Origin of the sequence: Skermanella stibiiresistens SB22, from assembly GCF_000576635.1 — a bacterium.
Classification (GTDB): Bacteria; Pseudomonadota; Alphaproteobacteria; order Azospirillales; family Azospirillaceae; genus Skermanella; species Skermanella stibiiresistens.
In genome coordinates this window covers 1-25375 of record NZ_AVFL01000043.1, presented here as the reverse complement: position 1 = coordinate 25375, position 25375 = coordinate 1, and the positions used below count along the sequence as shown (strand labels likewise).

The following is a 25375-nucleotide window of genomic DNA, read 5'->3' as shown; positions in this document are numbered from 1 at the left end:
GCGTCAATCCTCGTCGATCGGGGTAGCGCGCGGACCGCGCAGAACGATGTCGAACTCGTAACCCAGTGCCATCATCGGCTCGGTCACATCCAGCGAGAAGCGCGACACCAGCCGCTCGCGGGCACTCTCGGGAATGCCTTGGTAGATCGGATCGAACGCCAGCAACGGGTCGCCGGGGAAGTACATCTGCGTCACCAGACGGGTGACGAAGCTGGGCCCGAAGAGCGAGAAGTGGATGTGGTTGGGACGCCACGCGTTGTGATGGTTGCCCCAGGGATAGGCGCCGGGCTTGATCGTGATGAAACGGTAACGTCCCTCGGCGTCGGTCATGGTCCGCCCACCCCCGAAGAAATTCGGATCGAGCGGCGCCGCGTGCTGATCCCAGCGGTGGACGTAGCGGCCCGCTGCGTTGGCTTGCCACAGTTCGACCAGCGTATGCGGCACCGGCCTTCCCGCCTCGTCCATCACCTTACCGGTGACGATGATCCGTTCGCCCAGCGGCTCGGCGTTGACGACGCCGTTCCGGGTCAGGTCGTGGTCGAGCGGACCGACGACGTCGTGACCGAACACCGGACCGGTCAGTTCCGACAGGCTGTGTGGCAGCGGGATCAGCGGCTTTTTGGGGCCACGCAGCAGGGTCGAGCGATAGTCCGGGACAATGTAGGGCGGATGGCTGTCCCAGTCCCTCGGCGTATACGGGGTGTTTGGCCTCATGGCTTTTCGCTCCCTTCCATTTTATCGAAGACTTCCCGTGCGGTCTGGAAGCCGTGGTTGGCGGTGGGGACACCGCAATAGATCCCGACCTGAAGCAGCACCTCCTTGATGTCGTCACGGGTAAGGCCGTTGTTGAACGCCGCCCGGACATGCATCGCGAACTCGTCCCAGTGGCCGAGCGCCGCCATCATCGACAGGGTCATGCAACTCCGGGTGTGGCGCTCCAAGCCCGGCCGCGTCCAGATCTCACCCCAGGCGTAGCGGGTTATGAGGTTCTGGAACTCCTCGTTGAAGGGCGTGCGCCGGGCCAGCGAGCGATCGACATGCTCATCACCCAGAACCGCGCGGCGAACCGCCATGCCCTTGTCGTGGCGTTCGGCGTCATCCATGACCGTTCTCCTTAGGGTTGGCTGGCGGCTTGGCTGGCGAGGTGAGGAAATCAAGCACCGCCTCGGTGAAGAATTCCGATCGCTCGACGTTCGAGAGATGGGCTGCATTGGTTCGGACCAACTTGGCGCCCGCTATCGCGCCCGCCATGAATTCCGAATGGGCGGGTGGTGTCGCCAAATCCTGGTCGCCGGCGATCACCAGTGTCGGCGCCGTGATGGCGGAGATGGCGTCGCGCTGGTCCATGTCGCGAACGGCGGCGCAGCAGGCGATGTAGCCTTGGGGCGGCGTGCCGGCGAGCATCGAGGCGACCCGATCGACGGCGGTCGGATCGGCGTCCCTGAAGCGCGGCGTAAACCAGCGCTCGATCACGCCGGGTACGATGGCGGCCATGCCATCACGGTCGACCGTCTCGATCCGCCTGGTCCAAGTCTCCGGCGATCCGATGAAGGCCGAGGTGTTGGCCAGCACGAGCCGGTCGACCCGCTCCGCCGCGTTCACGGCAAGCCACATGCCGATCATGCCGCCCTTGGACAATCCACAGAACGACACCTGGCGGATGGCCAACGCCTGCAGAAGATCGACCGCGTCGCGGCCCAGCCGCGCGATGTCGTAGGGGCCCTGTGGCGCGTCGGATCGGCCATGGCCCCGGCTGTCGTACCGGAGAACCCGGAAATGACGCGAGAAGGCGGGGATTTGCGGGTCCCACATCTCCAGGGTCGTCCCAAGCGAATTCGACAGCAGTAGGACCGGCGAGCCCTCCTCTCCATCGAAGCGGTGGAAGATCCGGGTTCCGTCCCCGGTTATCACATGACCCGTCGAGGGCATGATCGTTTCACTCCCTTTGGTTCGGTTCATCCGATGACGCGGTCGACGAAGGTGGCGGCCTGCCCGACATACCCGAGTGGGTCGAACAGGCGATCCAGCTCGTCGGCGGCGAGCTCGTTCGTCACGGCGGGGTCCTCAGCCAGGACATCGCGCAGGTGCCGATTCTCGGCGACCGCCTTTCGGGTGGCGTGCTCCACCAGCTCATGCGCCTTGAGACGGCCCATTCTGGCACCAAGGGCCATCATGACCCGTTCCGCCATGATCAGCCCCCGGGTCGTCTCCAGGTTGGCCCGCATCCGTCCGGGGTCGACCTCGAGGCCCGGTACCATGTCGGCCATCTGCCTGAGCCCTCCCATGGCGGTCATGGCGAGATCGGGCAGCGTCAGCCATTCCGCGTGCCAGTTGCCAAGACCCCGTTCGTGCTCTTGCGGCATCGCGGCGAGAAGGGTCGCGACCAGCCCGGGGGTCCGGGTGGAAGCGGCCAGGACGGCGGCGGCCGTCACGGGGTTCCGTTTGTGCGGCATGGTCGACGAGCCGCCCTTACCGGCACCGGCTGGTTCGAACACCTCGGCGACATCCGTCTGCATCAGCAGCGAAACGTCATGGGCGATCTTGCCCAGGGTGCCGGTCAGCATGCCTAGCCATACGCCGAATTCGACGACGCGGTCGCGGTGCGCGTGCCACGGCGTCGCCGGCAGGATCAGGTCGAGTTCGGCGGCCAGCGCTTCGGCGACGTCGAGCCCGCGATCCCCGAGCGCCGCCAGCGTCCCGGCGGCTCCGCCGAACTGGAGGGTCAGCAGTCTTGGCCGCAACTCCGCCAGCCGATCCTGGTGGCGGCGCACGGCATCCAGCCAACCGGCGGCCTTCAGACCGAACGTCACGGGCAAGGCGTGCTGAAGCCAAGTGCGGCCAACCATCGGGGTCGATCGATGGCGTGACGCCATACCCGCCAAACCCTCGGCCAGCCGTGCCAGATCGGCGTCGATGATCTCCAGCGCCACGCGGAACTGAAGCACCAGCCCGGTATCCATGGCGTCCTGGCTGGTGGCTCCCCAATGGACGAAGCGGGCGGCTTCGGCGTCCACGGCGCCAACCAGGGCGGTCAGCCGTCTGACCATCGGAATGGCGGGATTGCCCGATTTCGCCACACCATCGGCGAGGTCGCGCGGATCGAACAGCTCGGCCCGGCATTGGGCGGCGATCGGTTCCGCCGCGGTGACCGGGATGACCCCCGCCTTGGCCTCGGCGCGCGCGAGCGCCGCTTCGAAGTCGAGCATTCCCCGCAATCTCGCCCGGTCGTCGAACACCCCGATGGCATCCTCGGAGGCGAACAGCGGCGTGAACAAGTGGCCGAACATCGGCGATCCTCCCCTGCGCCTGTCAGTCGGCACGGATCGACAGCATCGCGCGGGCCTCCACCGGCGTGGCGGGTCGGGCATCGTATCTGGAACACAGATCGGCGGCGATCCTGACCAGCTCGGCGTTACCCGATGCCAGGCGCTCCTTGGTGACGCGGATGTTGTCCTCCAGGCCAGTGCGGACGCCATCGGCGCCGCGCTCCAGCACCCATCGCATCACCTCGCTTTGGTGGCGGCCAATGCCGGCCGCCGTCCAGGTGGCCGCCGGGATGACCCGCCTCAGTTCGGCCAGCAGGATGTCGAGGAGGCGCTCGTCCGCCGGCATGGCGTTCTTGACGCCCATGACGAACTGCACGTGCGGCCGATCACTCATCAAACCCTCGTCGATCAACCGCTTGGCCGCGTGGATGTGCGATAGGTCGAAGATCTCTATCTCCGGACGGATCTCGTGCTCCTTCATGCGCCCGGCCAGATCCCACACCAGCGCCGGCGAGTTCTCATAGACGATGGTCGGGAAATTGACCGAGCCGGTGGACAGCGACGCCATGTCGGGCTTGAGGTACAAGGCACTGCCGCGCGCGGCCTGATCACGGCCACGCCCACCGGTGGAGAACTGGACGATCATGCCGGGGCAACGCTCGCGGATGCCCTCCAAAACCCGGGCGAATAGCTTTGGATCGGACGACGACGATTCATCCGGATTGCGGACGTGGATGTGGACAAGGCTGGCACCCGCCTCGAAGGCCTCGTGGGTGGATTCGATCTGCTCGGCCGGCGTGACCGGCAATGCTGGATTATCCTTCTTGCGCGGTACGGAACCTGTAATCGCGACGGCGATCACGACGGGTCTGGTCATGGCTCTCCCTTTCCAAAATCTTGTTTTTGATTTCCGTGGTCTTATTTCGATCGAAGGGCGGCGTTGAAGTCGCCGGGCCTTCGGAACCTTCAGTTCATCAAGTCTTCGATGGCTGAGTGGTCGCGAAGTTTCGCCTGCATGGCCATTCGCACGCCGGCGTTGACGGCGCCAAACTGCTGGTAGCCGCGGCGCTGGACCACCTCGAAAAAGAAACGCTCGGCGAAGCTGTCGGTATAGGCGTGGGTGAAATCACCCTGCTCATCACGGTCGAACAGCAGGCCGAAGCGCCGCAACTCGGCCAGCGTGGTGTCGTCCATTCCGAGACGGGCGTCGAGATCGTCGTAGTAATTGGCCGGCACCGGCATCATGGGGGCGCCCGCCGCGGTCAGCGCCGTTACGCTCCGCTCGACCTCGTCGGTCGCGAAAGCGATGTGGTGTACTCCGGCGCCGGCGGTCGCCGACACGAACCGGCCCGTCGCGGTCTTGCGGCTTTCCGAGAAGTTCAACGGCAGGCGGACGCTCCTGTCCGGGCTGACGATCGCGCGGCTTCGGATCAGGCCATAAGGGTCCGGCAGTTCCCAAAGCCTCTCCAGCACGAAACCGAACACCGCCCGGTAGAACAGCACGAAGGCGTCCATCCGGCCCTCGGGCAAAGCCTGGGCGACGTGGTCGATAGACTTCAACTCACCATCCTGTCCCGATGGCGGCAACAGGTTGAAGTCGTCCTGCCAGATGGTGTGGCCCGAGGATCCGGGCTCGACCAAATAGACCAAGGTGCCATCGGGCGCCCGCACCGACGGTATCTTACGCTCCCCCTCGCCAGTCCGCTCCCGCCAAGTGCCATAGAGCAGCGCCTCGGCGCGATCGACCGCGCGGGTGGCGTCGTCGACCCTCAGGGCCATGGCGCAGACCGACGGCCCATGCATCTGGAAATGCTCGGAAGCGGCGCTGTCCGGTTCGGCGTTCAGCACGAGGTTGACGCTGCCTTGGCGGTAGAGTTCGACCGCCTTGGATTTGTGGTCGCCCGCGTGTCGGAAGCCAAGTGTCTTCAGGAAGCCGCCCAGTTCCGATTTGGCCTGCTCGTCGACCGCGAATTCCAGGAACTCGAACCCATCGAAGCTCACCGGCGACGGCAGGCCCGGCCCCCTTCCCGCCTCCGCCTCGGCCAGGATGAGCGAGCGTAGGCCGTCACGGGCCGTCTGGCGGGCGGGGGCGGCGCGGAAATCGTCGTTGAAGATCTCCAGTGACAGCGGACCCTCGTAACCGGACTCCAGCACCGCCTTCAGGAAGTTCGTGACCGGCAGCTCACCCTGACCCGGGAAATTCCGGTAATGGCGGCTCCACGACAGTGGGTCCATTTTGAGCAGCGGCGCGTCGGCGAGCTGGACGAAGAACAGCTTTTCCGCCGGAACACGGGCGATTCCCGAGGGATCGTCGTCCAGAGCCAGGGTATGGAAGCTGTCGACGATGAGTCCCAAGGCCGGGTGGTCCGCCCGTTGGACGATGTTCCAGGCGTGCGCCCAACGGCTGACGTTGCGGCCCCAGGCCAACGCCTCGTATCCAACGCGCAGGCCGCGCCTCGCCGCCCGCTCCGCCATTTCAAACAGATCGGCTGCGGCGCGCGCGTCGTCGTCGATGGCCGCGGGCTGCGTGTTGCTGCACACCAGCACCAAGTCGGTGCCGAGCGCCTCCATGATGTCGAACTTGCGCTCGGCTCGGTCGAGGTTGCGGCTCCGGATCGTGTCGGGCATCGCCTCGAAATCGCGGAACGGCTGGAAGATGGTGATGGCGAGGCCAAGCTCCTCGGAGATCCGCCGCACGTCATGAGGCGATCCGTCGAAGGTCAGCAGGTCATTCTCGAAGATCTCGACGCCGTCGAACCCGACGGCGGCGGCCGCCTCCAGCTTTTCCGGCAGGGTGCCGCTCAGCGAGACGGTGGCGATGGACTTGGGTAAAGGCCGCGACGCTACGGACATCTTCGGTTTCTCTCCCATCAAGAGGCTCAAGGGCTCGATGAGCCTCAGGGCCTGGTGATCGAACCGTGTTTCCTGACACCTGGACAGACCAGTCTAAGGAACGTTCCAGTTCGTACATTTTTTCTTGACAAGAACGTACCAGTCCGTCCATTTTGGCGCAAGAAAAAATAACAGGCGGTCTGGGAGGACCACAGAGCATGCGAACCAGCCTCATCGGCGGAGGTTCGCGGCAAGCCCATACCGCTCAGCCTGGAGCACCGTGATGGCCCCGAAAGTACTCGTCCTAAACGGACCGAACTTGAATCTGCTGGGCAAGCGCCAGCCGGAAATCTACGGATACGAAACCCTGGCCGATGTGGCGGACACGTGCCGCCGGGTCGGCGCGGATCTTGGCTTGGATGTGGATTTCCGCCAAAGCAACGCGGAATACATCCTGATCGACTGGATCCACGAGGCTCGCGAAACCGCGGCCGCGATCGTGATCAATCCCGCGGGACTGTCGCACACCTCCGTATCGCTGATGGACGCGCTCGCCGCCTGCGCCTGCCCGATCCTGGAAGTCCATATCTCCAACATCCATCGCCGGGAGGAGTTCCGGCACCTTTCCCATGTCTCGCGAGTGGCGGCCGGGGTGATCTGCGGCTTCGGAACGAACGGCTACTCCCTGGCCTTGCGCCATCTCGCCACCAGCCTCCAGGCGAACCCCACATGACAGGCTCCGTCACCGCCGCTACTGGGAAGCCAACTTTCCTCGCTGGCTTGATCGGCACCGGGATCCAGGCGTCGCGCACGCCGGCGATGCACGAGCGCGAGGGCGCCGAGCAAGGACTGCGCTATATCTACAAGCTGATCGACCTGGACAAATTGGGTCTTGGAACCGACGCGCTGCCGGATCTGCTGACAGCGGCGGTTCGGCTGGGCTTCGACGGCCTGAATGTGACATATCCCTGCAAGCAGGCGATCATTCCCCTGCTCGACGACTTGTCGGAGGATGCGCGGGCGCTTGGCGCCGTCAACACGGTCGTGCTCAGGGATGGCAAGAGCTTTGGTCACAACACCGATGGCTGGGGTTTCGCCGAGGGATTCCGCCGTGGCTTGCCGGATGTCAGGCGCGATCGCGTCGTGCAGCTGGGCGCCGGCGGCGCCGGAGCCGCCGTGGCCCACGCGGCGCTGACGCTGGGTACCGGTCAACTCACGCTTTTCGACGTGGATGGGGCACGGGCCGAAGCGCTCGCCGGCGATCTGTGCCGACGGTTCGGCCCCGGTCGCGCCGTGGCCGGCTCCAATCTGCCGGACGCCATGGCGCGGACCGACGGCTTGATTCACGCGACGCCGACCGGCATGGCGAAGCTTCCGGGCCTGCCCCTGCCGGCGGAACTGCTCCACCCCGCCTTATGGGTCGCCGAGATCGTCTATTTCCCCCTGGAAACCGAGTTGCTCCGCGTGGCGCGGCGGATGGGGTGCCAGACGTTGGACGGCGGCGGCATGGCGGTCTTCCAGGCGGTCGGCGCGTTTCAGCTGATCACTGGCCGAAAAGCCGATGCCGACCGCATGAGACGGCACTTCTCCTCGATGTAGTCTTTCGGCGAACAACGTTTCGCGAAGATGATCAATAAAAAAGGGAGGGAACCATGAACAGGATCGTTCAAGCCTATTTCTCGCTTCTGAAGATCGTCATCACACTCTGCCTGGCGGCCATGGTCGTCCTGGTGTTCGGCAACGTCCTGCTACGCTATGGCTTCAACATGGGCATCACGGCGTCGGAGGAGATCTCCCGCCTGCTGTTCGTTTGGCTGACCTTCCTGGGCGCCATCGTCGCCCTCAAGGAGCATGGACACCTTGGCGTCGACATCCTGGTCCGCCGCCTGCCCTCGTTGGGTAAGAAAGTCTGCCTGGTCGCCAGCCATCTGCTGATGCTCTACGTCACCTGGCTGATGCTCGAAGGCAGCTGGAAGCAGACGCTGATCAACATCGACGTGGCGTCGCCCGCCACCGGCATCTCCATGGGACTGTTCTATGGGGTTGGTGTCGTTTTCGGCGTCTCCGCCGCGCTGATCCTGCTTCACGACCTGTACGTCGTGGCGACCGGCCAGGTGACCGAGGCCGATTTGATCATGGTGCGCGAGTCCGAGGAGGTCGAGGAATTGGAGGAGATGCTGGAGCACCAGCATCCAGGCCAGACCTTGAGCCAGCCCACATTCATGACCCCTGCCAAGAAGTGACGGGAGAGCCATCATGACCATCACGATCTTCCTTGGCTCCCTCCTGGGATCCATGGCGCTGGGAATGCCGATCGCCTTCGCCCTGCTGCTGTGCGGCGTGGCGCTGATGTTCAATCTCGACCTGTTCGACGCCCAGATCGTGGCGCAAAACGTGATCAACGGAGCCGACAGCTTTCCGCTGATGGCCGTGCCCTTCTTCATGCTGGCCGGCGAGATCATGAATGTCGGCGGCTTGTCCAAACGGATCGTCGATTTGGCGATGAAACTGGTCGGCCATATCAGGGGCGGCCTCGGCTATGTCGCGATCCTGGCCGCCTGCATCCTCGCCAGCCTATCCGGTTCGGCGGTGGCGGACGCGGCCGCGCTGTCGGCCCTGCTGGTCCCGATGATGGTCAAGGCCGGCCACGACAAGGCGCGGTCCGGCGGTCTGGTCGCGGCCAGCGGCATCATCGCCCCCATCATCCCACCCAGCATCGGCTTCATCATGTTCGGCGTCGCCGGTGGCGTATCGATCACCCAGCTATTCCTAGCCGGCATCTTCCCTGGCATCATGCTGGGTGGAGCCTTGGCCATCGCCTGGTGGATCGAAGTCCGCAAGGAGAACATCGTCACGCCGCCGCGCGCCTCCCGGCGGGAGATCAAGGTGGCGCTGATCGACAGCTTCTGGGCGCTGATGCTGCCGATGATCATCATCTTCGGCCTGAAGTTCGGCATCTTCACCCCGACCGAAGCCGCCGTCGTGGCCGCCGTCTACTCGCTGTTCGTGGCGACGGTCGTCTACCGCGAACTGAAGCTGGATCAGCTCTACGAAGTCTTCTACACAGCCGCCAAGACGACATCGGTCGTGATGTTCCTGGTTGCCGCCGCGATGGTCTCCGCCTGGATGATCACTGTCGCCGACCTGCCGGGCATGGTCACGGACCTGCTGGCACCCTTGATGGATAGTCCGACACTCCTGCTGCTGGCGATCATGGCTTTGGTCGTCGTGGTCGGCACCGCCATGGACATGACGCCGACCATCCTGATCCTGACCCCGGTGCTGATGCCGGTTGTCCGGGAAGCGGGCATCGACCCGGTTTATTTCGGCGTGCTGTTCATCATGAACAACGCGATCGGCCTGATCACGCCGCCGGTCGGGACCGTGCTGAACGTCGTCGCCGGCGTCGCCAAGATCAGCATGGAGGACGTCATCAAGGGGGTCTGGCCCTTCATGCTCGCCCAACTGATCGTCCTGCTGCTGCTGGTCCTGTTCCCCGCCCTCGTCACCGTTCCGGCCGCCTTCTTCTCGGGACGCTGAGACCACCGACCCCGCCCCCACGACCCAACAAAGACAAACGATCCACACAAACGGAGGAATACCATGAAGAGTGGCATGAAGCTTTTCGGAACCGGCCTGATCCTGTCCAGCCTGATGTTCCTGGGGACGGCCGCCAACGCCGCCGACATCAAGTCGCGAACCGTCAAGTTCGCCTTCCAGAACACCAAGGAACACCCGCAGGGACAAGGCGCGCAGAAGTTCGCCGATCTGATCGCGGCCAAGAGCGACGGCAAGATCAAGGTCCGGCTGTTTCCCGGCGGAACGCTGGGTGGTGACGTGCAGACCATCTCCGCCATCCAAGGCGGCACGGTCGAGATGTCGGTGATGAACGCCGGTCTGTTGTCCGGTCTGTCGAAGGAGTTCGTCGTCCTGGACCTGCCCTTCCTGTTCAACAACGAGAAGGAGGCGGACGCCGTCCTGGATGGGCCGATCGGCAAGCACTTGACGGATACCTTGCCGGAAAAGGGACTGATAGGCCTTGGCTATTGGGACCTCGGGTTCCGCAACGTCACAAACAACCGGCACGCCATCGCCAAGGCTGACGATATCGCTGGCCTCAAGATCCGGGTCGTCCAGTCTCCCATCTTCATCGACCTGTTCAAGGCTTTGGGCGCCAATCCCGTCCCGATGCCCTTCCCCGAACTCTACACCGCCCTGGAGACCGGCACCGTCGACGGTCAGGAGAATCCAACGAAGACGATCGAACTCCAGAAGTTCTACGAAGTTCAGAAGTACATGACCGTCACCCGGCACGTCTACAATCCCCAGCTGCTGTTCGTCGGCAAGAAGCTGTGGGACCAGCTGTCGGATGACGAGAAGAAGATCTTCCGTGAGGCGGCGGACGAGGCGACGGCTTTCCAGCGCGGGATCTCACACCAGGAGAACATCGATTCCATCGCGGCCCTGAAGGGGCACAAGGTCCAGGTCACCGAACTGGCTCCGGAGGAGATCGAGAAGCTGCGGGCCAAGGTCCAGCCGGTGATCGACCAGTATTCCGCCCAAGTCGGCGAGGATCTGATGAAACAGATGAAGGCCGAGATCGAGAAGGCTCGCAACTGACGCCAGTCGATCGTGGACGCGGCCCAGCACCGCGTCCACGATCGGATCATCGGACCGCCAAGGGTGGCGGCACCTCGACCCGCTTCCTCTGGAGCAATTGCCTGAGCCATTGGCTGATCGAGAACTAGGGCGCGGTCAGCCCTTCATCGTCGTCGATTTCGTTGCCGATGGAGTGCGGGACATACTGGGCCCACGGCCGGACGCTTCCCGCCGCCGACCTCCGCGTGGAGTTAAATGCCTTTGGATTGACACTTTTCGGCCCGGTCAAGCGTTCAACCGCCTGAAGCTTCGGCAGCAGTCGAGCCAGAGGGAAAAGGAGAACGTCTGATATGGGGCGGAAGACGATCAATCCCCCTGTCTTCTGGGGAGCGAGCCTCATCATCGTGGTCTTGCTCGCGGTCGGCATCATCTATCCGCATGAGTCGGAGGAAATGTTCGCCTCCGTCCAATCCTCGATCATCGAAGGATTTGGGTGGCTTTACATCTTGTCCGTCGCCGCATTTGTTTTCATTTGTATTTACCTTGCCTTGGGCCAATCCGGCAACCTGAAGCTTGGTCCCGACGACTCCGAGCCGGATTTCAGCTATCCTTCCTGGCTCGCCATGCTGTTCGCGGCGGGCATGGGCATCGGGTTGATGTTCTTCGCCGTGGCCGAGCCGATCCAGCACTATGCCACGCCGCCTGAAAGCCAACCTCTCACGATGGAGGCGGCGCGCGAGGCGATGGTGATCACCTTCGTCCACTGGGGCGTCCACGCCTGGGCGATCTACGCTATCGTCGGGCTGTCGCTGGCCTATTTCAGCTTCAGATACAATCTGCCGCTGACGATCCGTTCCGGCCTCTACCCGCTTTTCAAGAACCGGATCAACGGGCCGATCGGCAACGCGGTGGACATCTTCGCGATCTGCGGGACGATGTTCGGCATCGCCACGTCGTTGGGGTTCGGCGTGCTCCAAATCAACGCCGGGCTGAATTACCTCTTGGAATTGCCGGTGGGGCTCACGGTTCAGATCCCGCTGATCGTGGTGATCACCGCCTTGGCCACACTGTCGGTCGTGAGCGGACTGGACGTGGGCATCCGCCGGCTTTCGGAGCTCAACCTGATCTGCGCGATCCTGCTGATGGTGTTCGTGCTGGCGGTCGGTCCGACGACCTTCCTGCTGAAGGCCTTCGTCCAGAACATCGGCACCTATCTGGACCATTTCTTCATCCGGACCTTCACCCTCTACGCCTATGAGCCACGCGACTGGCTGAATTCCTGGACGCTGTTCTACTGGGCTTGGTGGATCGCCTGGTCGCCCTTCGTGGGTATGTTCATCGCCCGGATCTCGCGCGGGCGGACGGTGCGCCAGTTCATCGGCGGCGTGCTGTTCATCCCGACGGGCTTCTCGTTCCTGTGGATGACGGTGTTCGGCAACACCGCGATCTCCCTCGACATGGGTGTCGCGGCGGGGGCGATCACACAAGCGGTCACGGCCGACGTGTCGGTGGCGCTGTTCCAGTTCTTCACCTACCTGCCGATGCCGGCGGTCACCTCCACCCTGGCGGTGCTGCTGGTGGCGATCTTCTTCGTCACCTCGGCGGACAGCGGGTCCATGGTGATCGACACCATCGCGGCAGGCGGCGCCGAGAACACGCCGATATGGCAACGGGTCTACTGGTGCGCCCTGGAAGGCATCGCGGCGGCATCGCTGCTGCTCGCGGGCGGGCTGACCGCGTTGCAGACCATGACGCTGATCAGCGCCCTACCCTTTACCTTCATCATGATCATGCTGGCCGCCGGACTGATCCGGGGCATGCGGGCGGATTTGGCCCGCGGCGGCACGGCACCCGCCGTCCCGGCAACCGGACTGACGTGGCGTCAGCGGCTGGAGCTGAGCCTGCACACTCCCCAGCGCGACGACGTCGACCGATTCTTGAGCGGGACCGTATCGCCGGCGCTGGAGATGGTCGCCCAGGAAATGCGGGGCCGCGGCCTGACCGTGACGGTCGGAGCCGACGGCGAGGATGGTGTGGCGCTGACCGTCCCGGCGACGGAGGTCAGGAGCTTCGTCTACGGCGTGCGGCCGATCCGGCAGCTCCTGCCGGCCTATACGGCGGCGGAGGCGACCTCGGCCGAGGAGCGGCGACCGCATAGTTGGGCGGCGCGGACCTTCTTCTCGGACGGAAGCCGGGGATACGACGTGATGGGCTTCACCCGCGAGCAGATCGTCAGCGACGTGGTGGCGCAGTACGAACGATATCTGGCTCTTACACAATCGAAGGCGACCGCGCTCTACATCACCTCACCCGATCCGGCCTAGCGCCGGATCGGGCATCCTTGGGGCGACAGAGGAGAAACTAGGCCAAGCCGTCGTACAGGAGCTTCAGACCGGCCAGGAACAGCAGACTGAAGCTGACGCGGTAGAACAGCGCCTCCGACACGCGCTTGGTCAGCCAAACGCCCATCCAGATGCCGATCGGCGCCAGTGGCGCCAGCATCAGCGAGGTGGTCAGGTTGCCGCCGCTCAATTGCCCCAGCCAGAAATACGGGATCAGCTTGACGAAATTGACGACACCGAAGAAGACGACCGTCGTTCCGGCCAGCAGCATCTTCTCCATCCGCTGGGGCAGCAGGTAGATCAGGATCGGCGGACCACCGGCATGGGCGAGGAAACTGGTGAAACCCGAGACGCCGGACCAGAACAGACCCTTGGCCGCCGAGGGTGGCGGCGCCTCCGCCAGTTTCCGTTGGAGCAAGGGCTTGAGCCACTGGTTGATCGAGAACAGGATCGCGATCACCCCGATCATCGCGCGCACGGCGTTGTCGTTCAGGTGGCCAAACGCCAGCACGCCCACGCCGATCCCGATCAGTGCCCCCAGCAGCAGGACCTTCATCTGTTCCCGGCTCCAGGTGCCGCGATAGGCCCACAGACCGAACAGATCCATCAGGCACAGGATCGGCAGCATCAGCCCCGCCGCCTCGCCCGGTGGGATGACCAGGGTCAGCATCGGCACGGCGAGTGCTCCCAGCCCGGACAGGCCGCCCTTGCTGATCCCGGACAACAGGACGGCGGGGACCGCCAGCGCGAAGAATGTGGCGTCGACGATCATTCGACCGCCGCTTGGTATCGTTCCCAGCCCCCGCTTCGAAGCTCGCAGGCTGGGCACGCGCCGCAGCCATAACCCCAGGCATGGCGGTTCGTCCGATCACCGACATAGCACGTGTGGGTATCCTCGACGATCAGATCGACCAGAGCCTTGCCGCCGAGATGCTCGGCCATGACCCAGGTCGCCGCCTTGTCGATCCACATCAGGGGAGTGTCGACGACGAAGCGCTGGTCCATGCCGAGGTTCAGGGTGACTTGGAGCGATTTGAGGGTGTCGTCGCGGCAGTCCGGATAGCCGGAATAATCGGTCTCGCACATGCCGCCGACCAAGTGACGGATGCCCCTCCGATAGGCCACGGCGGACGCGAAGGTGAAGAACAGCAGGTTGCGGCCAGGGACGAACGTGGTCGGTAATCCGTTCTCCTGGTAACGGATCTCCGCCTCGCCGGTCAGGGCTGTGTCGCTGACCTCGCCCAGCACCGACAGGTCGAGCATGTGGTCGTCACCCAGACGCGAGGCCCAGGCCGGCACCTGTTGGATCAGGTTGGTCCTGAACCGCTCCCTGCAGTCCAATTCCACCTTGTGGCGTTGGCCGTAGTCGAAGCCGATGGTCTCGACATGGTCGAAGCGGTCCAGGGCCCAGGCCAGGCATGTCGCCGAATCCTGGCCTCCGGAGAACAACACCAGCGCCTTGTCCGCCATGATTTCCTCGAATTTTCAATTGGATGGTGGGACCGCGCGCGGGCGGTCTCACGGGATGCCGATCAGCTTATGGGTCTGGAGGCTGAGGCGCCAGCGCGGATGGTCCTTGCAATAGTCCACGATCCGCGCCGTGTTGGCGAGGCGGTCGGGGCCATCCATCGGCTGAAGCCAGTGATGTTCGAACGGTAGGTTCTCCAACTCCGGCGGATCGAACGCCTCCTGCGGGAAGACCAGCTTCAACTCGTGGCCGCGCTTCAGGACCCAGTCGGCGCCGGCCTTGGGGCTGACGCAGATCCAGTCGACGCCCGGCGGCGGTTCCAAGGTGCCATTCGTTTCGATGGCGATCTCGAAGCCTTCGGCGTGGACGGCCTCGACCAGCGCCGTGTCGAGCTGGAGCAATGGCTCGCCGCCGGTGAACACGACGTAGCGGCGCTCCGTGCCCGGCCCCCAGCCCCGCGCGAGGGCGGCGGCCAAGTCCTCGGCGGTTCCGAAGCGGCCGCCGCCCTCACCATCGGTCCCGACGAAATCGGTGTCGCAGAATTGGCAGGTCGCTGTCGCGCGATCGCGCTCCCGCCCCGACCACAAATTACACCCCGCGAAGCGGCAGAATACCGCCGCGCGGCCCGCCTGGGCGCCTTCGCCCTGCAGCGTCTTGAACAGTTCCTTGACGGCGTAAGCCATCGCGTTTTTCCCCTTAATCGGCAGACGCGAATTTCCCCAATGGAGAGCCCGAAGTCCAGAGCGCAACGGCGTCGCCATGAAGGCGAAGATTTGATCAGTACACTGACTAATGCCCCGATATTGGGCAGGGCGGTGCCGGTGGGGCTGGTCGCGGCTGCCGGTCGGGAAGCGCTGGCGCGGCTGAGGAGGACTGGCACGCAGCTTGTATAGGTGACGAAGCAAATCTTCCGTCACCCCCTCCATCCGCCAGCCTCCATTCGCCAGCCTCCCAGGCAAACACGCTTCCAACCGCCACAAGGACAAGCGCAACGGCATGACGACCGTCAGATTCGACTCCGTGTGGAAACGCTACGACGGCTCCGACCTGGTGGCCGTCCAGGATCTCAACCTCGCCTGCCGGGAGGGCGAGATGCTGGCGCTGCTGGGACCATCCGGCTGCGGCAAGAGCTCGACGCTGAAGATGGCGGCCGGCCTGGAGCAGGTGTCGGAGGGCGAGATCTTGTTCGGCGACCGGCCCGTTTCCCGATTGTCGCCGGGCGAGCGCAATATCGCGATGGTGTTCGAGGATTACGGCCTCTATCCCCGCCTGACGGTGCGCCAGAACATCTCGTTTCCCCTGGAGGTCCGCCACTTCACCAAGGACGAGATCAAGAAGCGCGTCGATGGCGCCCTGGAACTGCTCGGTCTCAAGGACATGGCGGATGCCGGGGTCCAGGGGCTATCCGGCGGGGCGCAGCAGCGGGTCGCGATCGGCCGCGCGCTTGTCCGCGATCCGGAACTGATCCTGTTCGACGAACCGCTGTCCCACCTGGATGGCGATCAGAAGGTGATGCTGCGCACCGAGATCAAGCATTTGCAGAAGACGCGCGGCATCACGTCGATCCTGGTGACCCACGACCAGACCGAGGCCACCGCCATGGCGGACAGGATCGCGGTGATGCGCCATGGCGTGCTCCAGCAGGTCGACACGCCGGACGTGCTGTATCGCAGACCCGCCAATGTCTTCGTCGCGAACTTCATCGGCGAGCCTCCGATGAACCTGCTGACGGCGCAGGTGGCCGGGTCCACCGGCGGCATCCATATCGACGCGCTGGGCGAGACCCTGGCTCTGGGCGACGCCCGCAAGCGGCACCTGACGAATCTCAGGCACGGCCGTCTGATCGTCGGCGCGCGACCGGAGCACGTGGCGATCATGGCGCCGGGCGCCGTGTCGCAAGCCAATGCGATCGTGGCTTATCGGGAGCCTCGCGGCGACACCGACAGCTTGGTGGTGACCCCCTTCGGTTCCTCCGGGATCGACATTCGGATCGAGATGCCCGGTCCGGGCTCCTTCCGGTCGGGAGACAAGGTCGCCATCTCGCTGGCGCCCGAGAACCTGCATCTGTTCGACACCGAGACCGAACGCAACCTGGAGATCGAGCCATGACCATGCTGGCGCGGTCCAGGCACACTCCCGAGGCGGTCACCCGGCCAGCCGCGGGTTGCGAGGCGGGTGGATTGTCGCTCGCCGGCATCACCAAGAGCTTCGGCGCGATCAAGGCGTTGGATGATGTGACGCTCGCCGTGGAGCCGGGGGAGATCCTGGCGGTGACCGGCCCGTCCGGTGCCGGCAAGTCGACCCTGTGCCGGATCATCGCCGGGCTGGAACGGCAGGACCAAGGTGTCGGACGCTTTGGCGCCGAGGAGTTCACGCACCTGGCGCCTGGGCGCCGCCGGGTCGCCCTGATGTTCGAATCATACGCCCTGTATCCGCACATGAGCGTGCGCGAGAACGTGCTGTCACCCCTGCGCGCTCCGGGAGGTCCCGACCGCCAGCTCGACCATGACGGCACGGTGATGGAGATGCTGAAGCTTCTGGAGATCGACCAGCTCGCCGACCGATCGCCAAGCGCCTTGTCCGGTGGTCAGAAGCAACGTGTGGCGCTGGCGCGCGCCCTCGTCCAGGATCCCAGGATCCTGCTGCTGGACGAGCCGATCTCGCACCTGGACGCCAAACTCCGCCACAAGCTGCGGGGCGAGATCCGCCGCCGGCTGATGCGGCGCTCAACCCCTTCGATCTGGTTCACCCCGGATGGGCTGGAGGCGCTGTCGGTCGGCGACCGGGTCGCCGTGATCGACGAAGGCAGGATCGAGCAAATCGGCACGCCCGAGGATATCTGGCTGCGGCCAGCCACGGTCGGTGTCGCCCGACTGATCGGCGATCCGCCAATGAACCTGATCAAGGGCCATGTCGAGGTCAAGGATGGGCGGTTCCTGTTCATCCGGCGCGGCATGACCTTGCCCCTGCCGCCCCATCTGGTTCCCGTCGCCCGCCACAAGGTGGAAGGCCGCGTGACGTTGGGGTTGCGGGCCGACGGCGTATCGGTGGTGGCGCCGGGCACCGAGGGGACCATTCCGGGCGAGATCTATTCCCACGAGCCGTTCGGCAAGCACGACATCGTCACCTTCAGCATCGCCGGTGAGGTCAGGGTCAAGATCAAGACCCGCGATCAATCGTCCTTCCGGATCGGCGATGCCGCCGCCCTGCTCTGCCCGGCCGAGGGCATGGCTTTATTCGATACCGAAACCGGCAAGGCCTTGGCGCTTCCCTGACCAAGACTTGCCACACGTGGAGAGGTTTGTGCATGAAGATCGGTAATAGCGCAGTCATCGCCCTTTCCATGGCCGCCCTACTGGCCGGATCCTCGTCGGCGGCGTTGGCCGCTGATTTTTCCTACGCGGAGGCCGCCAAGCCCTATGCCGGAAAGACGATCCGGGTGCTGGACGAGGTGACCCCGCTACAGGAGGTCCTCGCCAAGATCGTGCCGGAATTCACCAAGGAAACCGGCATCAAGGTCGAGTACGAGTTGCTGAACCATGGCGAGGTGATCAACAAGGGCCAAGCGGACATGCTGTCCGGCCGCGGTTATTACGACGCGGTGATGCTGCACGGTTTCCAGATGGGTCAGATGCTGGAGGCCAAGGCGCTGCGTCCGATCGACGATCTGGTCAAGAACCCGGCGCTGAGCAACGCCAAGCTGGAAACCGCCGACTTCATCGAGAAGCCCTACAAGACTGTCGCCTTCCACGAGGGCCAGCAATACGGCTTCATCAACTGGAACTACAACACGGTCTATTGGACGCGCGCCGACCTGATGGGGGACGCGTCCGAGAAGACGGCGTTCAAGGCCAAGTACGGCTATGACTTGGCGCCCGCCAAGACGATCGAGCAGATGCGCGACATCGCCGAGTTCTTCACCCGGAAGAAGGGCGAGGCGCTCGCCGGCCAGCCGCTAGCCAGCGATTTCTACGGCATCACCTTCGAAGGCATCAAGGGCCAGGGGGCCCTGTTCAACTTCGTCAGCAACATCCTGCGGAACTACGGCGGCGATATCATCGACGCCGACGGCAAGCCGACCTTCGACAGCCCCGCCACGGTCGAGGCGCTGAAGATGTACGCGGATCTTTGGAAGTTCGCGCCTCCCGGCACGGCGGAATACTCGCTGATCGACGTCCCCACCGTGATGGGCAACGGCATCGCGGCGCAGGCCATCGCGTTCTCCGACTTCGTGCTGGGCGTCGACAAGCCAGGCGCCTCGCCCTTGGCCGGCAAGTTCACCTATGGCGCGATTCCGGTCAAAGCCGGCATGGACTCCAAGTTCGCGTCGGCCGACGCCGAGCCGTCGCTGACGGTGATCAGCGCCAACAGCCAGAATCCGGAGCCGACGTTCCTCTTCCTGCAATGGCTGGTCGAGAAGAAGCAGCAGGAAGCCCTGCTGGACGCCGGCGCCGGTGGTGTGCCCGTCCGCGAAAGCTCCTGGGCCATGCCGGTCATGAACGACGGCAACCTCAAGCCGCTGTTCGGCGCCATGAAGGCGTCGCTGCAGGTGGCCCAGGCCAAGCCTCGGATGCCGCTGTACCTAGAGATCGCCGACGCGCTGTCCGCCGTGGTCCAGAAGGTCGGCCTTCGCCAGCTGACGCCGGAGCAGGGCGCCAAGGAGGGGCAGAAGGTGCTGGTCGGACTGTGCGACGCCAAGTGCACGCTCTGAGCGGTTCCCGAGTTGACGGCGACGCATGATCGAGCCGGGCCGCCGTGACGCGGCCTGGCCCTTGGGGAGCGAGAGTTGAGAACCGATAGGAGCCCGCATCGATGGCGGCCGTGACCGACACCGCGATGAGCCAACCGGCGCCGCGCATCAGGAAAGAGCGATTCTGGTACCCGTACCTGCTGATCGCGCCGACCATGATCACCCTGGTGATCGTCTCGTTGATCCCGTTCCTCTACGCGATCTACCTGAGCTTCCATAAGGCCAAGTATGGCCGCGTCGGCGACTTCATCTGGTTCGACAACTACGCCGGCCTGCTGGCGGACGAGCGTTTCTGGAGCGCCATCTCGACCGCCGGGATCTTCGTCGCCATCGCCGTGCCGGTGGAGTTCATGTTGGGCCTCGCCGGCGCCATGGTGCTGAACCACGGTGTGCGCGGACGCTCGGTGCTGGTGCCGCTGCTGTTCATTCCCACGATGATGGCGCCGATCGTGGTCGGACTGCTGTGGAAGATCATGCTGGCGGGATCGTGGGGCTTCATCTCCTACAACGTACTGGAGCGCTTCGGCATCCTGGGCGAGACCTCGATCTTCGCGTCGCCCCATCTGGCGCTCGGCGCGCTGATCTTCGTCGATATCTGGCAGTGGACGCCGTTCATGATGCTGGCCTTCTTTGCCGGCCTCCAGGCTCTGCCACTGGGACCCTATCGCGCGGCGGCGGTGGACGGGGCCAATGGCGCGCAGATCTTTTTCCGGCTGACGCTGCCGATGATGTCGCCGCTGCTGGCGGTGATCGGACTCCTTCGGCTGATCGACGCCTTCAAGGTGTTCGACACCGTCTTCATCCTGACCGGCGGCGGACCCGGCATCGCGACCGAATCGCCCAGCGTGCTCGCCTACAAGATGACCTTCGAGTTTTGGAACATCGGCGAGGCGTCGGCCCTGGCGGTGCTGGTGTGGATCGCGTTCTTCGTGTTCTGCAACGCCTTCTACCAGATCGCCAAGAAGCGCCTGAACGCCTTCTGACCCAACCATGTTGATAACACCTTGGGAAGCCCGGCCATGAACGCCACGACCGGCAGGTCAAACCCGCTTTGGACGGTGCTCGCCGTCCTCTACGCCTTCGCCATCCTGTTTCCGGTGATCTGGATGGCGAGCATGATGTTCAAGCCCGCCGACGTCATGTTCGCGCGGCCGACGGTCTTCCTCTTCACGCCGACGCTCGAGCATTTCGATTATGTGATCGAGCTGGGATTCGTCTGGAACCTGCTGACCTCCTTCCTGCTCTGCACGATCTCCACCGCCTTGGTGGTCCTGATCGGCACGCCGGCGGCCTACGCCTTCGCGCGCTTCGAGATGCGGGGCAAGGACGACCTGTTCCTGTTCATCCTGGCGAGCCGCATGGGGCCGCCGGTCTGCCTGGTCATTCCGTTCTACCTGATCTTCGCCAAGATCGGCCTGATCGACACCTTCGCCGGCCTGACGCTGGCCTACATGACCTTCAACCTGTCGTTCTATGTCTGGGTGCTGCGCAGCTTCTGCCGGGACCTGCCGGTGGAGCTGGAGGAGGCGGCGGCCCTGGAGGGCTGGTCGCGACCCCAGATCTTCCGCCGCGTCGTGTTCCCGCTGCTGAGGAACGGCATCGTCGCCACGGCGGTGCTGTGCTTCATCTTCGCGTGGAACGAGTTCCTGTTCGCCTTCATGCTGGGTGGCAAGACCGTCCAGACCCTTCCGGTCGCGATCCCCAAGCTGATCACCTCGCAGGGCGTGCGCTGGGGCGAGATGGCCGTGGTCGGCATCGTGGCGCTGGTGCCGGTGCTGGCGGTGGTCATCGCCCTGCAACGCCACATCGTGCGCGGCCTGACGCTGGGCGCGGTCAAGGGATAACCCTGAGTTCAAGCAATAGAGACAAGGAGGCCCCATGGCCCATCACCACCTGAAGGCCAGCCCGGAAACCGTGCAGTGGGGGTTGTGGGACGGCACGATCCCTCCCGCCCTCACCGTGGCGTCCGGCGACACCGTGACGATCGACACCCTGTCGGGCGAGCCGAACGACATGCCCGACGCCGCGGCCGGGTTCGACATCCTGCCCGAGCACACCGCCGTCCATGCCTGGTGCCATCGGGGCCCCGGACCGCACCTGATGACCGGCCCCGTCTTCGTCCAGGGCGCCGAGCGGGGCGACGTGCTGGAGGTCCGGATCAAGAGCATCGACTTCCGCCAGAACTGGGGCTGGAACATCCAGCTACCGCTGCTGGGAACGCTGCCGGAGGACTTCCCCGAGGCGCGGCGGATCCATGTCCCGCTCGACGCGGCGCGCGGCGTTGTCCGGATGCCCTGGGGGCAGGAACTGGCGACATCGCCGTTCTTCGGCAATTTCGGGGTGGCGCCGCCGCCAAGCTGGGGCCGCCTGTCCTCGAAGGAGCCGCGCGCGTTTGGCGGCAACATGGACAACAAGGAACTGCTGGCCGGGACGACGGTGTATTTCCCGGTCTTCACCGAGGGCGCCCTGTTCTCGGCCGGTGACGGGCACGCGTTGCAAGGCGATGGCGAGGTCTGCCTGACCGCGATCGAAACCGCCTTGACCGGCACCTTCGAACTGGTCGTCCGCAAGGACATGAAGCTGACCCTGCCGCGCGCCGAGAGCGACACGGCCTGGATCACCATGGGCTTCGACGAGGACTTGGACGACGCGGTCAAGCACGCGCTCCGCGACATGATCAAGCTGATCCAGGAGAAGACCAACCTGTCCGCCCAGGACGCCTACACATTGTCCTCGATCGCCGTGGACTTGCGGGTCACCCAGACCGTGGATGGCAACAAGGGCATCCACTGCGTGATCGACAAATCGAAGCTGCCGACGGCATGACGGGGAGACTGCGAGTTGGATAACGCGGATCTTGAGCGGCGCGCCCGCGTCGAACTGGCGGCGGCCTACCGCGTCGCGGCGCTGGAGGGGATGGACGACGGCGTCTTCAACCACTTCTCGGTCGCGGTTCCGGGTCAGGAGGGCCGCTTCCTGCTGAAGCCCTTCGGGCCTCTGTTCGAGGAGGCGACGGCCTCCGGGCTGATCAAGGTCGACCTGTCCGGCCGGATCATCGAGGGCGAAGGCGTCTGGGAGCCGACCGCCTTCCATATTCACGCGCGGATCCATGCCGCCGTGCCTCGGGCGAAGTGCATCATGCACAGCCACGCGCCCTATGCCACGGCGGTGTCGAGCCTGACCGACATGCGCATCCTGCCGGTCAACCAAAGCTCCATGCGGTTCGTCCAGCGGACCGCCTATCTGGAACAGTATGGCGGACTGGTGCTGGACGAGCGGGAGGCCGATCAGATCGTGGCGGCGTTCCAAGACAAGGACGTGCTGATGATGGCCAACCACGGCGTCATGGTGATCGGCCCGAGCGTGTCCCACTGCCTCTATGACCTGCATTACCTGGAGGTCGCGGCACGCGATCAATGGAACGCGCTGGCCATGAACCAGCCGCTGCGGCTGGTGACCGACGCCGTGATCGACACGACGGCGGGACAGATGGTGGAGGAGCGGCGCATGGCCGCCGATATCCACCTCGCCGCCATGATGCGGAAGCTGGACCGGGAGAATCCCGGCTATCGCGCCTGAGGGAGGGCCGGCATGTCGATATCCTCACCAAAAGCCGCCGTGGCCCACAAGGACCCCAAGCTGCCTCCCGCTCCCGCCGTTCCGGAAGGGGACGCTTGGATCGGAGCTTTGCGGACGCTGGGTGCTGGAACCGCGGTGACGCTGGAGGCGGTGGTTCGGACTCTGTACCCGCATGATGGGCTTCCGGATCGCGTCTACCGCCGCGTCGTCCTGCACTTCGACCGGCTGGCCGGGGCGTTTCCCGGATTGGGGCAAAGCGTCGCCGAAGTGATCGATCATATCGAGGCCGCCCTACCCTTGCCCTTCGCGGAAAGATCCGAGAGTTACCGGGTCGCCGCCTTGAGGTCGATCGAGGGAAGCGCCGCCTTCACCCTGATCCAGCGGACGGCGGTGAGGTTCCTCTACGACGACGTCGAGATCTGGGAGGCGTTTGGCTACGAGGGGGCGTCCCATCATCTCGGCGGCTACGTGGAGAGGGGCTTCGACGATCTCGACTGGCTTCCCGAACCGCCGCCGCTTCCCACCGACATTTGAACAGGACCTAGACGGCATGGCGACCTACGCCTTCGACGATACGGATGTGGCGGTGATCATCGGCTCGGGCGCCGGTGGCGGCACGCTCGCCAACGAACTTTGCCAGCGGGGAATGAAGGTCGTGCTGCTGGAGGCCGGCGCGCACCTGACGGCCGACGACTTCGTCAATGACGAATGGGCCGGGTACGAGATGCTATCGTGGCTGGACAAGAGGACCGCCTCGGGAACCTGGCGGGTCGCCAAGGATCACCCGGTCTCGCCGGTCTGGCATTGCCAGGTCGTCGGCGGCACTACGGCGCACTGGTCGGGCTGCTGCTATCGCTTCATCGAGGATGAACTGCGGGCGCGAACCGTCTATGGCGACGTTCCCGGCGCCAGCCTGATCGACTGGCCAGTCACCTTGGAGGAACTGGCGCCGTTCTACGATCTGGCCGAACGCAAGATGGGCGTGTCGGGCACCAACGGGCTCCCGCCACTCCCGGCGAACAACAATTTCAAGGTGATGTACTGGGGAGCCAAGCGGCTCGGCCTCAACGTCACGACCGGCCGGCACGCGATCAATGCCGTTCCCTATGACGGACGACCGGCGTCCATCCAGGATGGCTTCACGATCACCGGCGACAAGCACGGTGCCCGTTGGTCGACGCTGAACGTCGAGATCCCGCGCGCGATGGCGACGGGAAGGCTCGACCTGCGGGCGGGCTGCCGGGCCGTGGAGATCGAGCACGGCGAGGATGGTCTGGCCAAGGCCGTCGTCTATGTCGATGCCGACGGGGTGCGGCAACGGCAGGGCGCCCGCGTGGTGGTGCTGGCCGCCAACTGCGTGGAAAGCTCCCGCCTGCTGCTGAACTCCCGGAGCGGGCGGTTTCCCAACGGCCTCGCCAATGGCTGGGGACATGTCGGGCGACACTATCTGCGCCACGTCGTCCAGACGGTCTGGTCGGTGTTCGACAAACCCGTGAATATGCACCGGGGCGAGTTGATGGCCGGGCTGATCCCGGATTTCGCGCGGCACGAGCCGGATCGGGGGTTCGCCGGCGGATACTATATCGAGTTGAACTCGATGGGCTTGCCGACCACGGCGGCGTTGATGGAACCGGGCTGGTGGGGCCGCGACTTCGCCGGCGTCATCGAGCGCTACGCAAACATGGCCGGGCTGTTCATGACCGGGGAGGACATGCCGCAACCGGACAACCGCGTGACCTTGGGTGACGAGATCGACCGCTTCGGCGTCCCTGTCGCCAACATCCACTATGACGACCACCCGAATGACCTCGCGATGCGAAACCACGGCTTCAAGACGCTGGTGGCGATCCACAAGGCCGCCGGCGCGTCGCGCTCGATCGAGACCCCGGCCTATCCCGCCAGCCACAACCTGGGCAGCAACAGGATGAGCGCGCGGCCGGAGGATGGCGTGGTCGATGCCTGGGGCCGTACCCATGAGGTGCCGAACCTGTTCATCGCCGACGGCAGCCAGTTCGCCACCGGCGGCGCCTGCAACCCGACACTGACCATCGTGGCGCTGGCGATCCGGCAGGCGGCGTTCATCGCGGGCGAAGGCAGGGCCTGACGGCGGACAACGAAAAGCCGGCCAAGTCAGTGACTTGGCCGGCTGGTCTGGTTGCGGGGGCAGGATTTGAACCTGCGACCTTCAGGTTATGAGCCTGACGAGCTACCGGGCTGCTCCACCCCGCGTCAGGGCGTTGGACATGCTTTGAGAACTTGTGACGGTGTTCGGTGTCGTGTCGCGTCCTTGATCCGAAGCCGTTGGCTTCCGGGCGGTTGGCGGACCTGGCGGCGACCTACTCTCCCACGTCTTGAGACGCAGTACCATTGGCGCGGAGGGTTTTCACGGCCGAGTTCGGGATGGGATCGGGTGCGGGCCCCTCGCTATGACCACCAGGTCGACCAACCGCCTGGGAGCTTGGGCTTGGATATTGACGTGACGTGACTGATCGAGGATGTTGCGTGACGCATGTTCGACGGATGCTTGGTGCGCTTGGGC

The 25375-nt window shown here is 64.8% G+C and carries 24 protein-coding genes, 1 tRNA gene and 1 rRNA gene; 15 read left to right on the top strand and 11 right to left on the bottom strand.

The window, feature by feature from the left end; all coding sequences use genetic code 11:
- Positions 1-3 precede the first annotated feature (3 nt).
- From pcaH to N825_RS31855, 6 genes are all read right to left on the bottom strand, one after another.
- Positions 4-714 (bottom strand): protocatechuate 3,4-dioxygenase subunit beta, encoded by a 711-nt coding sequence (gene pcaH, locus N825_RS31880; protein WP_037460667.1) that lies wholly within the window; start codon positions 712-714, stop codon positions 4-6.
- Positions 711-1103 (bottom strand): 4-carboxymuconolactone decarboxylase, encoded by a 393-nt coding sequence (gene pcaC / locus N825_RS31875; RefSeq protein ID WP_037460665.1) that lies wholly within the window; start codon positions 1101-1103, stop codon positions 711-713. The genes pcaH and pcaC overlap by 4 nt, the downstream gene beginning before the upstream one ends.
- Positions 1096-1929: a 3-oxoadipate enol-lactonase gene (pcaD, locus tag N825_RS31870; protein ID WP_051513785.1), complete on the bottom strand. Its 834-nt coding sequence runs from the start codon at positions 1927-1929 to the stop codon at positions 1096-1098. Before pcaD ends, pcaC begins: the two co-directional genes overlap by 8 nt.
- A gap of 26 nt (positions 1930-1955) precedes the next feature.
- A complete protein-coding gene (locus tag N825_RS31865) occupies positions 1956-3287 on the bottom strand; it encodes a 3-carboxy-cis,cis-muconate cycloisomerase (protein WP_051513783.1) in 1332 nt (443 codons plus the stop codon).
- Positions 3288-3309: 22 nt separating this feature from the next.
- Entirely contained in the window at positions 3310-4143 is an 834-nt protein-coding gene (locus N825_RS31860) for a 3-oxoadipate:acetyl-CoA acetyltransferase (protein WP_037460664.1), read from the bottom strand.
- A gap of 89 nt (positions 4144-4232) precedes the next feature.
- On the bottom strand, positions 4233-6119 hold the full coding sequence (locus N825_RS31855; protein WP_037460715.1) for a bifunctional sugar phosphate isomerase/epimerase/4-hydroxyphenylpyruvate dioxygenase family protein: 1887 nt from the start codon (positions 6117-6119) through the stop codon (positions 4233-4235).
- Positions 6120-6381: 262 nt separating this feature from the next.
- Here N825_RS31855 and aroQ point away from each other — a divergent pair, with 262 nt between their 5' ends.
- The 6 genes from aroQ (at position 6382) to N825_RS31825 (ending at position 13021) form a co-directional block, all read left to right on the top strand.
- A complete protein-coding gene (aroQ, locus tag N825_RS31850; protein ID WP_037460662.1) occupies positions 6382-6831 on the top strand; it encodes a type II 3-dehydroquinate dehydratase in 450 nt (149 codons plus the stop codon).
- Positions 6828-7697 carry a shikimate dehydrogenase gene (locus N825_RS31845; RefSeq protein WP_037460659.1) on the top strand — a complete coding sequence of 290 codons (870 nt, stop codon included), beginning with the start codon at positions 6828-6830 and terminating at the stop codon, positions 7695-7697. The genes aroQ and N825_RS31845 overlap by 4 nt, the downstream gene beginning before the upstream one ends.
- A gap of 53 nt (positions 7698-7750) precedes the next feature.
- Positions 7751-8341, top strand: a complete 591-nt coding sequence (locus N825_RS31840; protein WP_037460657.1) for a TRAP transporter small permease — start codon at positions 7751-7753, stop codon at positions 8339-8341.
- 13 nt (positions 8342-8354) lie between these two features.
- Positions 8355-9638: a TRAP transporter large permease subunit gene (locus N825_RS31835; protein WP_037460655.1), complete on the top strand. Its 1284-nt coding sequence runs from the start codon at positions 8355-8357 to the stop codon at positions 9636-9638.
- Positions 9639-9701: 63 nt separating this feature from the next.
- The gene (locus N825_RS31830) at positions 9702-10718 is read left to right on the top strand and encodes a TRAP transporter substrate-binding protein (RefSeq protein WP_037460653.1); all 1017 of its coding nucleotides are present in this window, start codon (positions 9702-9704) and stop codon (positions 10716-10718) included.
- Positions 10719-11047: 329 nt separating this feature from the next.
- Positions 11048-13021: a BCCT family transporter gene (locus tag N825_RS31825; RefSeq protein ID WP_037460650.1), complete on the top strand. Its 1974-nt coding sequence runs from the start codon at positions 11048-11050 to the stop codon at positions 13019-13021.
- Positions 13022-13058: 37 nt separating this feature from the next.
- Here N825_RS31825 and N825_RS31820 read toward each other — a convergent pair whose 3' ends face one another.
- Genes N825_RS31820 through queE form a run of 3 tightly spaced genes read right to left on the bottom strand, consistent with a single transcriptional unit; the run spans position 13059 to position 15190 of the window.
- Positions 13059-13811, bottom strand: coding sequence for a sulfite exporter TauE/SafE family protein (locus N825_RS31820; protein WP_037460647.1), 753 nt, complete (start codon positions 13809-13811; stop codon positions 13059-13061).
- Positions 13808-14509: a 7-cyano-7-deazaguanine synthase QueC gene (queC, locus tag N825_RS31815; protein WP_037460644.1), complete on the bottom strand. Its 702-nt coding sequence runs from the start codon at positions 14507-14509 to the stop codon at positions 13808-13810. Before queC ends, N825_RS31820 begins: the two co-directional genes overlap by 4 nt.
- A 48-nt stretch (positions 14510-14557) precedes the next feature.
- Positions 14558-15190, bottom strand: coding sequence for a 7-carboxy-7-deazaguanine synthase (gene queE, locus N825_RS31810; protein WP_037460641.1), 633 nt, complete (start codon positions 15188-15190; stop codon positions 14558-14560).
- A 313-nt stretch (positions 15191-15503) separates the two neighbouring features.
- On the opposite strand from queE, the gene N825_RS31805 reads away from it, so the two are divergent.
- The 9 genes from N825_RS31805 to N825_RS31765 all read left to right on the top strand — a co-directional run bounded on the left by N825_RS31805 (position 15504) and on the right by N825_RS31765 (position 24940).
- Entirely contained in the window at positions 15504-16616 is a 1113-nt protein-coding gene (locus tag N825_RS31805; protein ID WP_037460638.1) for an ABC transporter ATP-binding protein, read from the top strand.
- Complete coding sequence (locus N825_RS31800; protein WP_198038994.1) at positions 16613-17782, top strand: ABC transporter ATP-binding protein; 1170 nt, start codon at positions 16613-16615, stop codon at positions 17780-17782. Before N825_RS31805 ends, N825_RS31800 begins: the two co-directional genes overlap by 4 nt.
- A 32-nt stretch (positions 17783-17814) precedes the next feature.
- On the top strand, positions 17815-19218 hold the full coding sequence (locus N825_RS31795) for an extracellular solute-binding protein (RefSeq protein ID WP_051513781.1): 1404 nt from the start codon (positions 17815-17817) through the stop codon (positions 19216-19218).
- 101 nt (positions 19219-19319) lie between these two features.
- Positions 19320-20240, top strand: coding sequence for a carbohydrate ABC transporter permease (locus N825_RS31790; RefSeq protein ID WP_198038993.1), 921 nt, complete (start codon positions 19320-19322; stop codon positions 20238-20240).
- A gap of 36 nt (positions 20241-20276) precedes the next feature.
- Positions 20277-21101: a carbohydrate ABC transporter permease gene (locus tag N825_RS31785; protein ID WP_037460635.1), complete on the top strand. Its 825-nt coding sequence runs from the start codon at positions 20277-20279 to the stop codon at positions 21099-21101.
- Between the two features lie 34 nt (positions 21102-21135).
- Entirely contained in the window at positions 21136-22083 is a 948-nt protein-coding gene (locus tag N825_RS31780) for an acetamidase/formamidase family protein (protein WP_037460633.1), read from the top strand.
- 15 nt (positions 22084-22098) lie between these two features.
- Complete coding sequence (locus tag N825_RS31775; protein WP_051513779.1) at positions 22099-22836, top strand: class II aldolase/adducin family protein; 738 nt, start codon at positions 22099-22101, stop codon at positions 22834-22836.
- Positions 22837-22848: 12 nt separating this feature from the next.
- Complete coding sequence (locus N825_RS31770; protein ID WP_037460630.1) at positions 22849-23370, top strand: hypothetical protein; 522 nt, start codon at positions 22849-22851, stop codon at positions 23368-23370.
- 16 nt (positions 23371-23386) lie between these two features.
- Positions 23387-24940: a GMC family oxidoreductase gene (locus N825_RS31765; RefSeq protein ID WP_037460627.1), complete on the top strand. Its 1554-nt coding sequence runs from the start codon at positions 23387-23389 to the stop codon at positions 24938-24940.
- A 48-nt stretch (positions 24941-24988) separates the two neighbouring features.
- Here N825_RS31765 and N825_RS31760 read toward each other — a convergent pair.
- Together N825_RS31760 and rrf are read right to left on the bottom strand one after the other, a co-directional pair.
- Positions 24989-25065: transfer RNA gene (locus N825_RS31760), tRNA-Met, on the bottom strand.
- Between the two features lie 94 nt (positions 25066-25159).
- Positions 25160-25274: ribosomal RNA gene (gene rrf / locus N825_RS31755) — 5S ribosomal RNA — on the bottom strand.
- Between the last annotated feature and the right edge of the window lie 101 nt (positions 25275-25375).

Excerpts from the sequence above, each read along its gene's own strand:
- pcaC (WP_037460665.1), bottom strand. The coding sequence starts at position 1,103 with ATGGATGACGCCGAACGCCACGACAAGGGCATGGCGGTTCGCCGCGCG.
- N825_RS31830 (WP_037460653.1), top strand. The coding sequence starts at position 9,702 with ATGAAGAGTGGCATGAAGCTTTTCGGAACCGGCCTGATCCTGTCCAGC.
- N825_RS31835 (WP_037460655.1), top strand. The coding sequence starts at position 8,355 with ATGACCATCACGATCTTCCTTGGCTCCCTCCTGGGATCCATGGCGCTG.
- N825_RS31865 (WP_051513783.1), bottom strand. The coding sequence starts at position 3,287 with ATGTTCGGCCACTTGTTCACGCCGCTGTTCGCCTCCGAGGATGCCATC.
- N825_RS31765 (WP_037460627.1), top strand. The coding sequence starts at position 23,387 with ATGGCGACCTACGCCTTCGACGATACGGATGTGGCGGTGATCATCGGC.
- pcaD (WP_051513785.1), bottom strand. The coding sequence starts at position 1,929 with ATGCCCTCGACGGGTCATGTGATAACCGGGGACGGAACCCGGATCTTC.
- queC (WP_037460644.1), bottom strand. The coding sequence starts at position 14,509 with ATGGCGGACAAGGCGCTGGTGTTGTTCTCCGGAGGCCAGGATTCGGCG.
- N825_RS31800 (WP_198038994.1), top strand. The coding sequence starts at position 16,613 with ATGACCATGCTGGCGCGGTCCAGGCACACTCCCGAGGCGGTCACCCGG.
- queE (WP_037460641.1), bottom strand. The coding sequence starts at position 15,190 with ATGGCTTACGCCGTCAAGGAACTGTTCAAGACGCTGCAGGGCGAAGGC.
- N825_RS31785 (WP_037460635.1), top strand. The coding sequence starts at position 20,277 with ATGAACGCCACGACCGGCAGGTCAAACCCGCTTTGGACGGTGCTCGCC.
- N825_RS31805 (WP_037460638.1), top strand. The coding sequence starts at position 15,504 with ATGACGACCGTCAGATTCGACTCCGTGTGGAAACGCTACGACGGCTCC.
- N825_RS31860 (WP_037460664.1), bottom strand. The coding sequence starts at position 4,143 with ATGACCAGACCCGTCGTGATCGCCGTCGCGATTACAGGTTCCGTACCG.
- N825_RS31780 (WP_037460633.1), top strand. The coding sequence starts at position 21,136 with ATGGCCCATCACCACCTGAAGGCCAGCCCGGAAACCGTGCAGTGGGGG.
- aroQ (WP_037460662.1), top strand. The coding sequence starts at position 6,382 with ATGGCCCCGAAAGTACTCGTCCTAAACGGACCGAACTTGAATCTGCTG.
- N825_RS31840 (WP_037460657.1), top strand. The coding sequence starts at position 7,751 with ATGAACAGGATCGTTCAAGCCTATTTCTCGCTTCTGAAGATCGTCATC.
- N825_RS31845 (WP_037460659.1), top strand. The coding sequence starts at position 6,828 with ATGACAGGCTCCGTCACCGCCGCTACTGGGAAGCCAACTTTCCTCGCT.
- N825_RS31790 (WP_198038993.1), top strand. The coding sequence starts at position 19,320 with ATGGCGGCCGTGACCGACACCGCGATGAGCCAACCGGCGCCGCGCATC.
- N825_RS31770 (WP_037460630.1), top strand. The coding sequence starts at position 22,849 with ATGTCGATATCCTCACCAAAAGCCGCCGTGGCCCACAAGGACCCCAAG.
- N825_RS31825 (WP_037460650.1), top strand. The coding sequence starts at position 11,048 with ATGGGGCGGAAGACGATCAATCCCCCTGTCTTCTGGGGAGCGAGCCTC.
- N825_RS31820 (WP_037460647.1), bottom strand. The coding sequence starts at position 13,811 with ATGATCGTCGACGCCACATTCTTCGCGCTGGCGGTCCCCGCCGTCCTG.
- N825_RS31795 (WP_051513781.1), top strand. The coding sequence starts at position 17,815 with ATGAAGATCGGTAATAGCGCAGTCATCGCCCTTTCCATGGCCGCCCTA.
- N825_RS31855 (WP_037460715.1), bottom strand. The coding sequence starts at position 6,119 with ATGTCCGTAGCGTCGCGGCCTTTACCCAAGTCCATCGCCACCGTCTCG.
- pcaH (WP_037460667.1), bottom strand. The coding sequence starts at position 714 with ATGAGGCCAAACACCCCGTATACGCCGAGGGACTGGGACAGCCATCCG.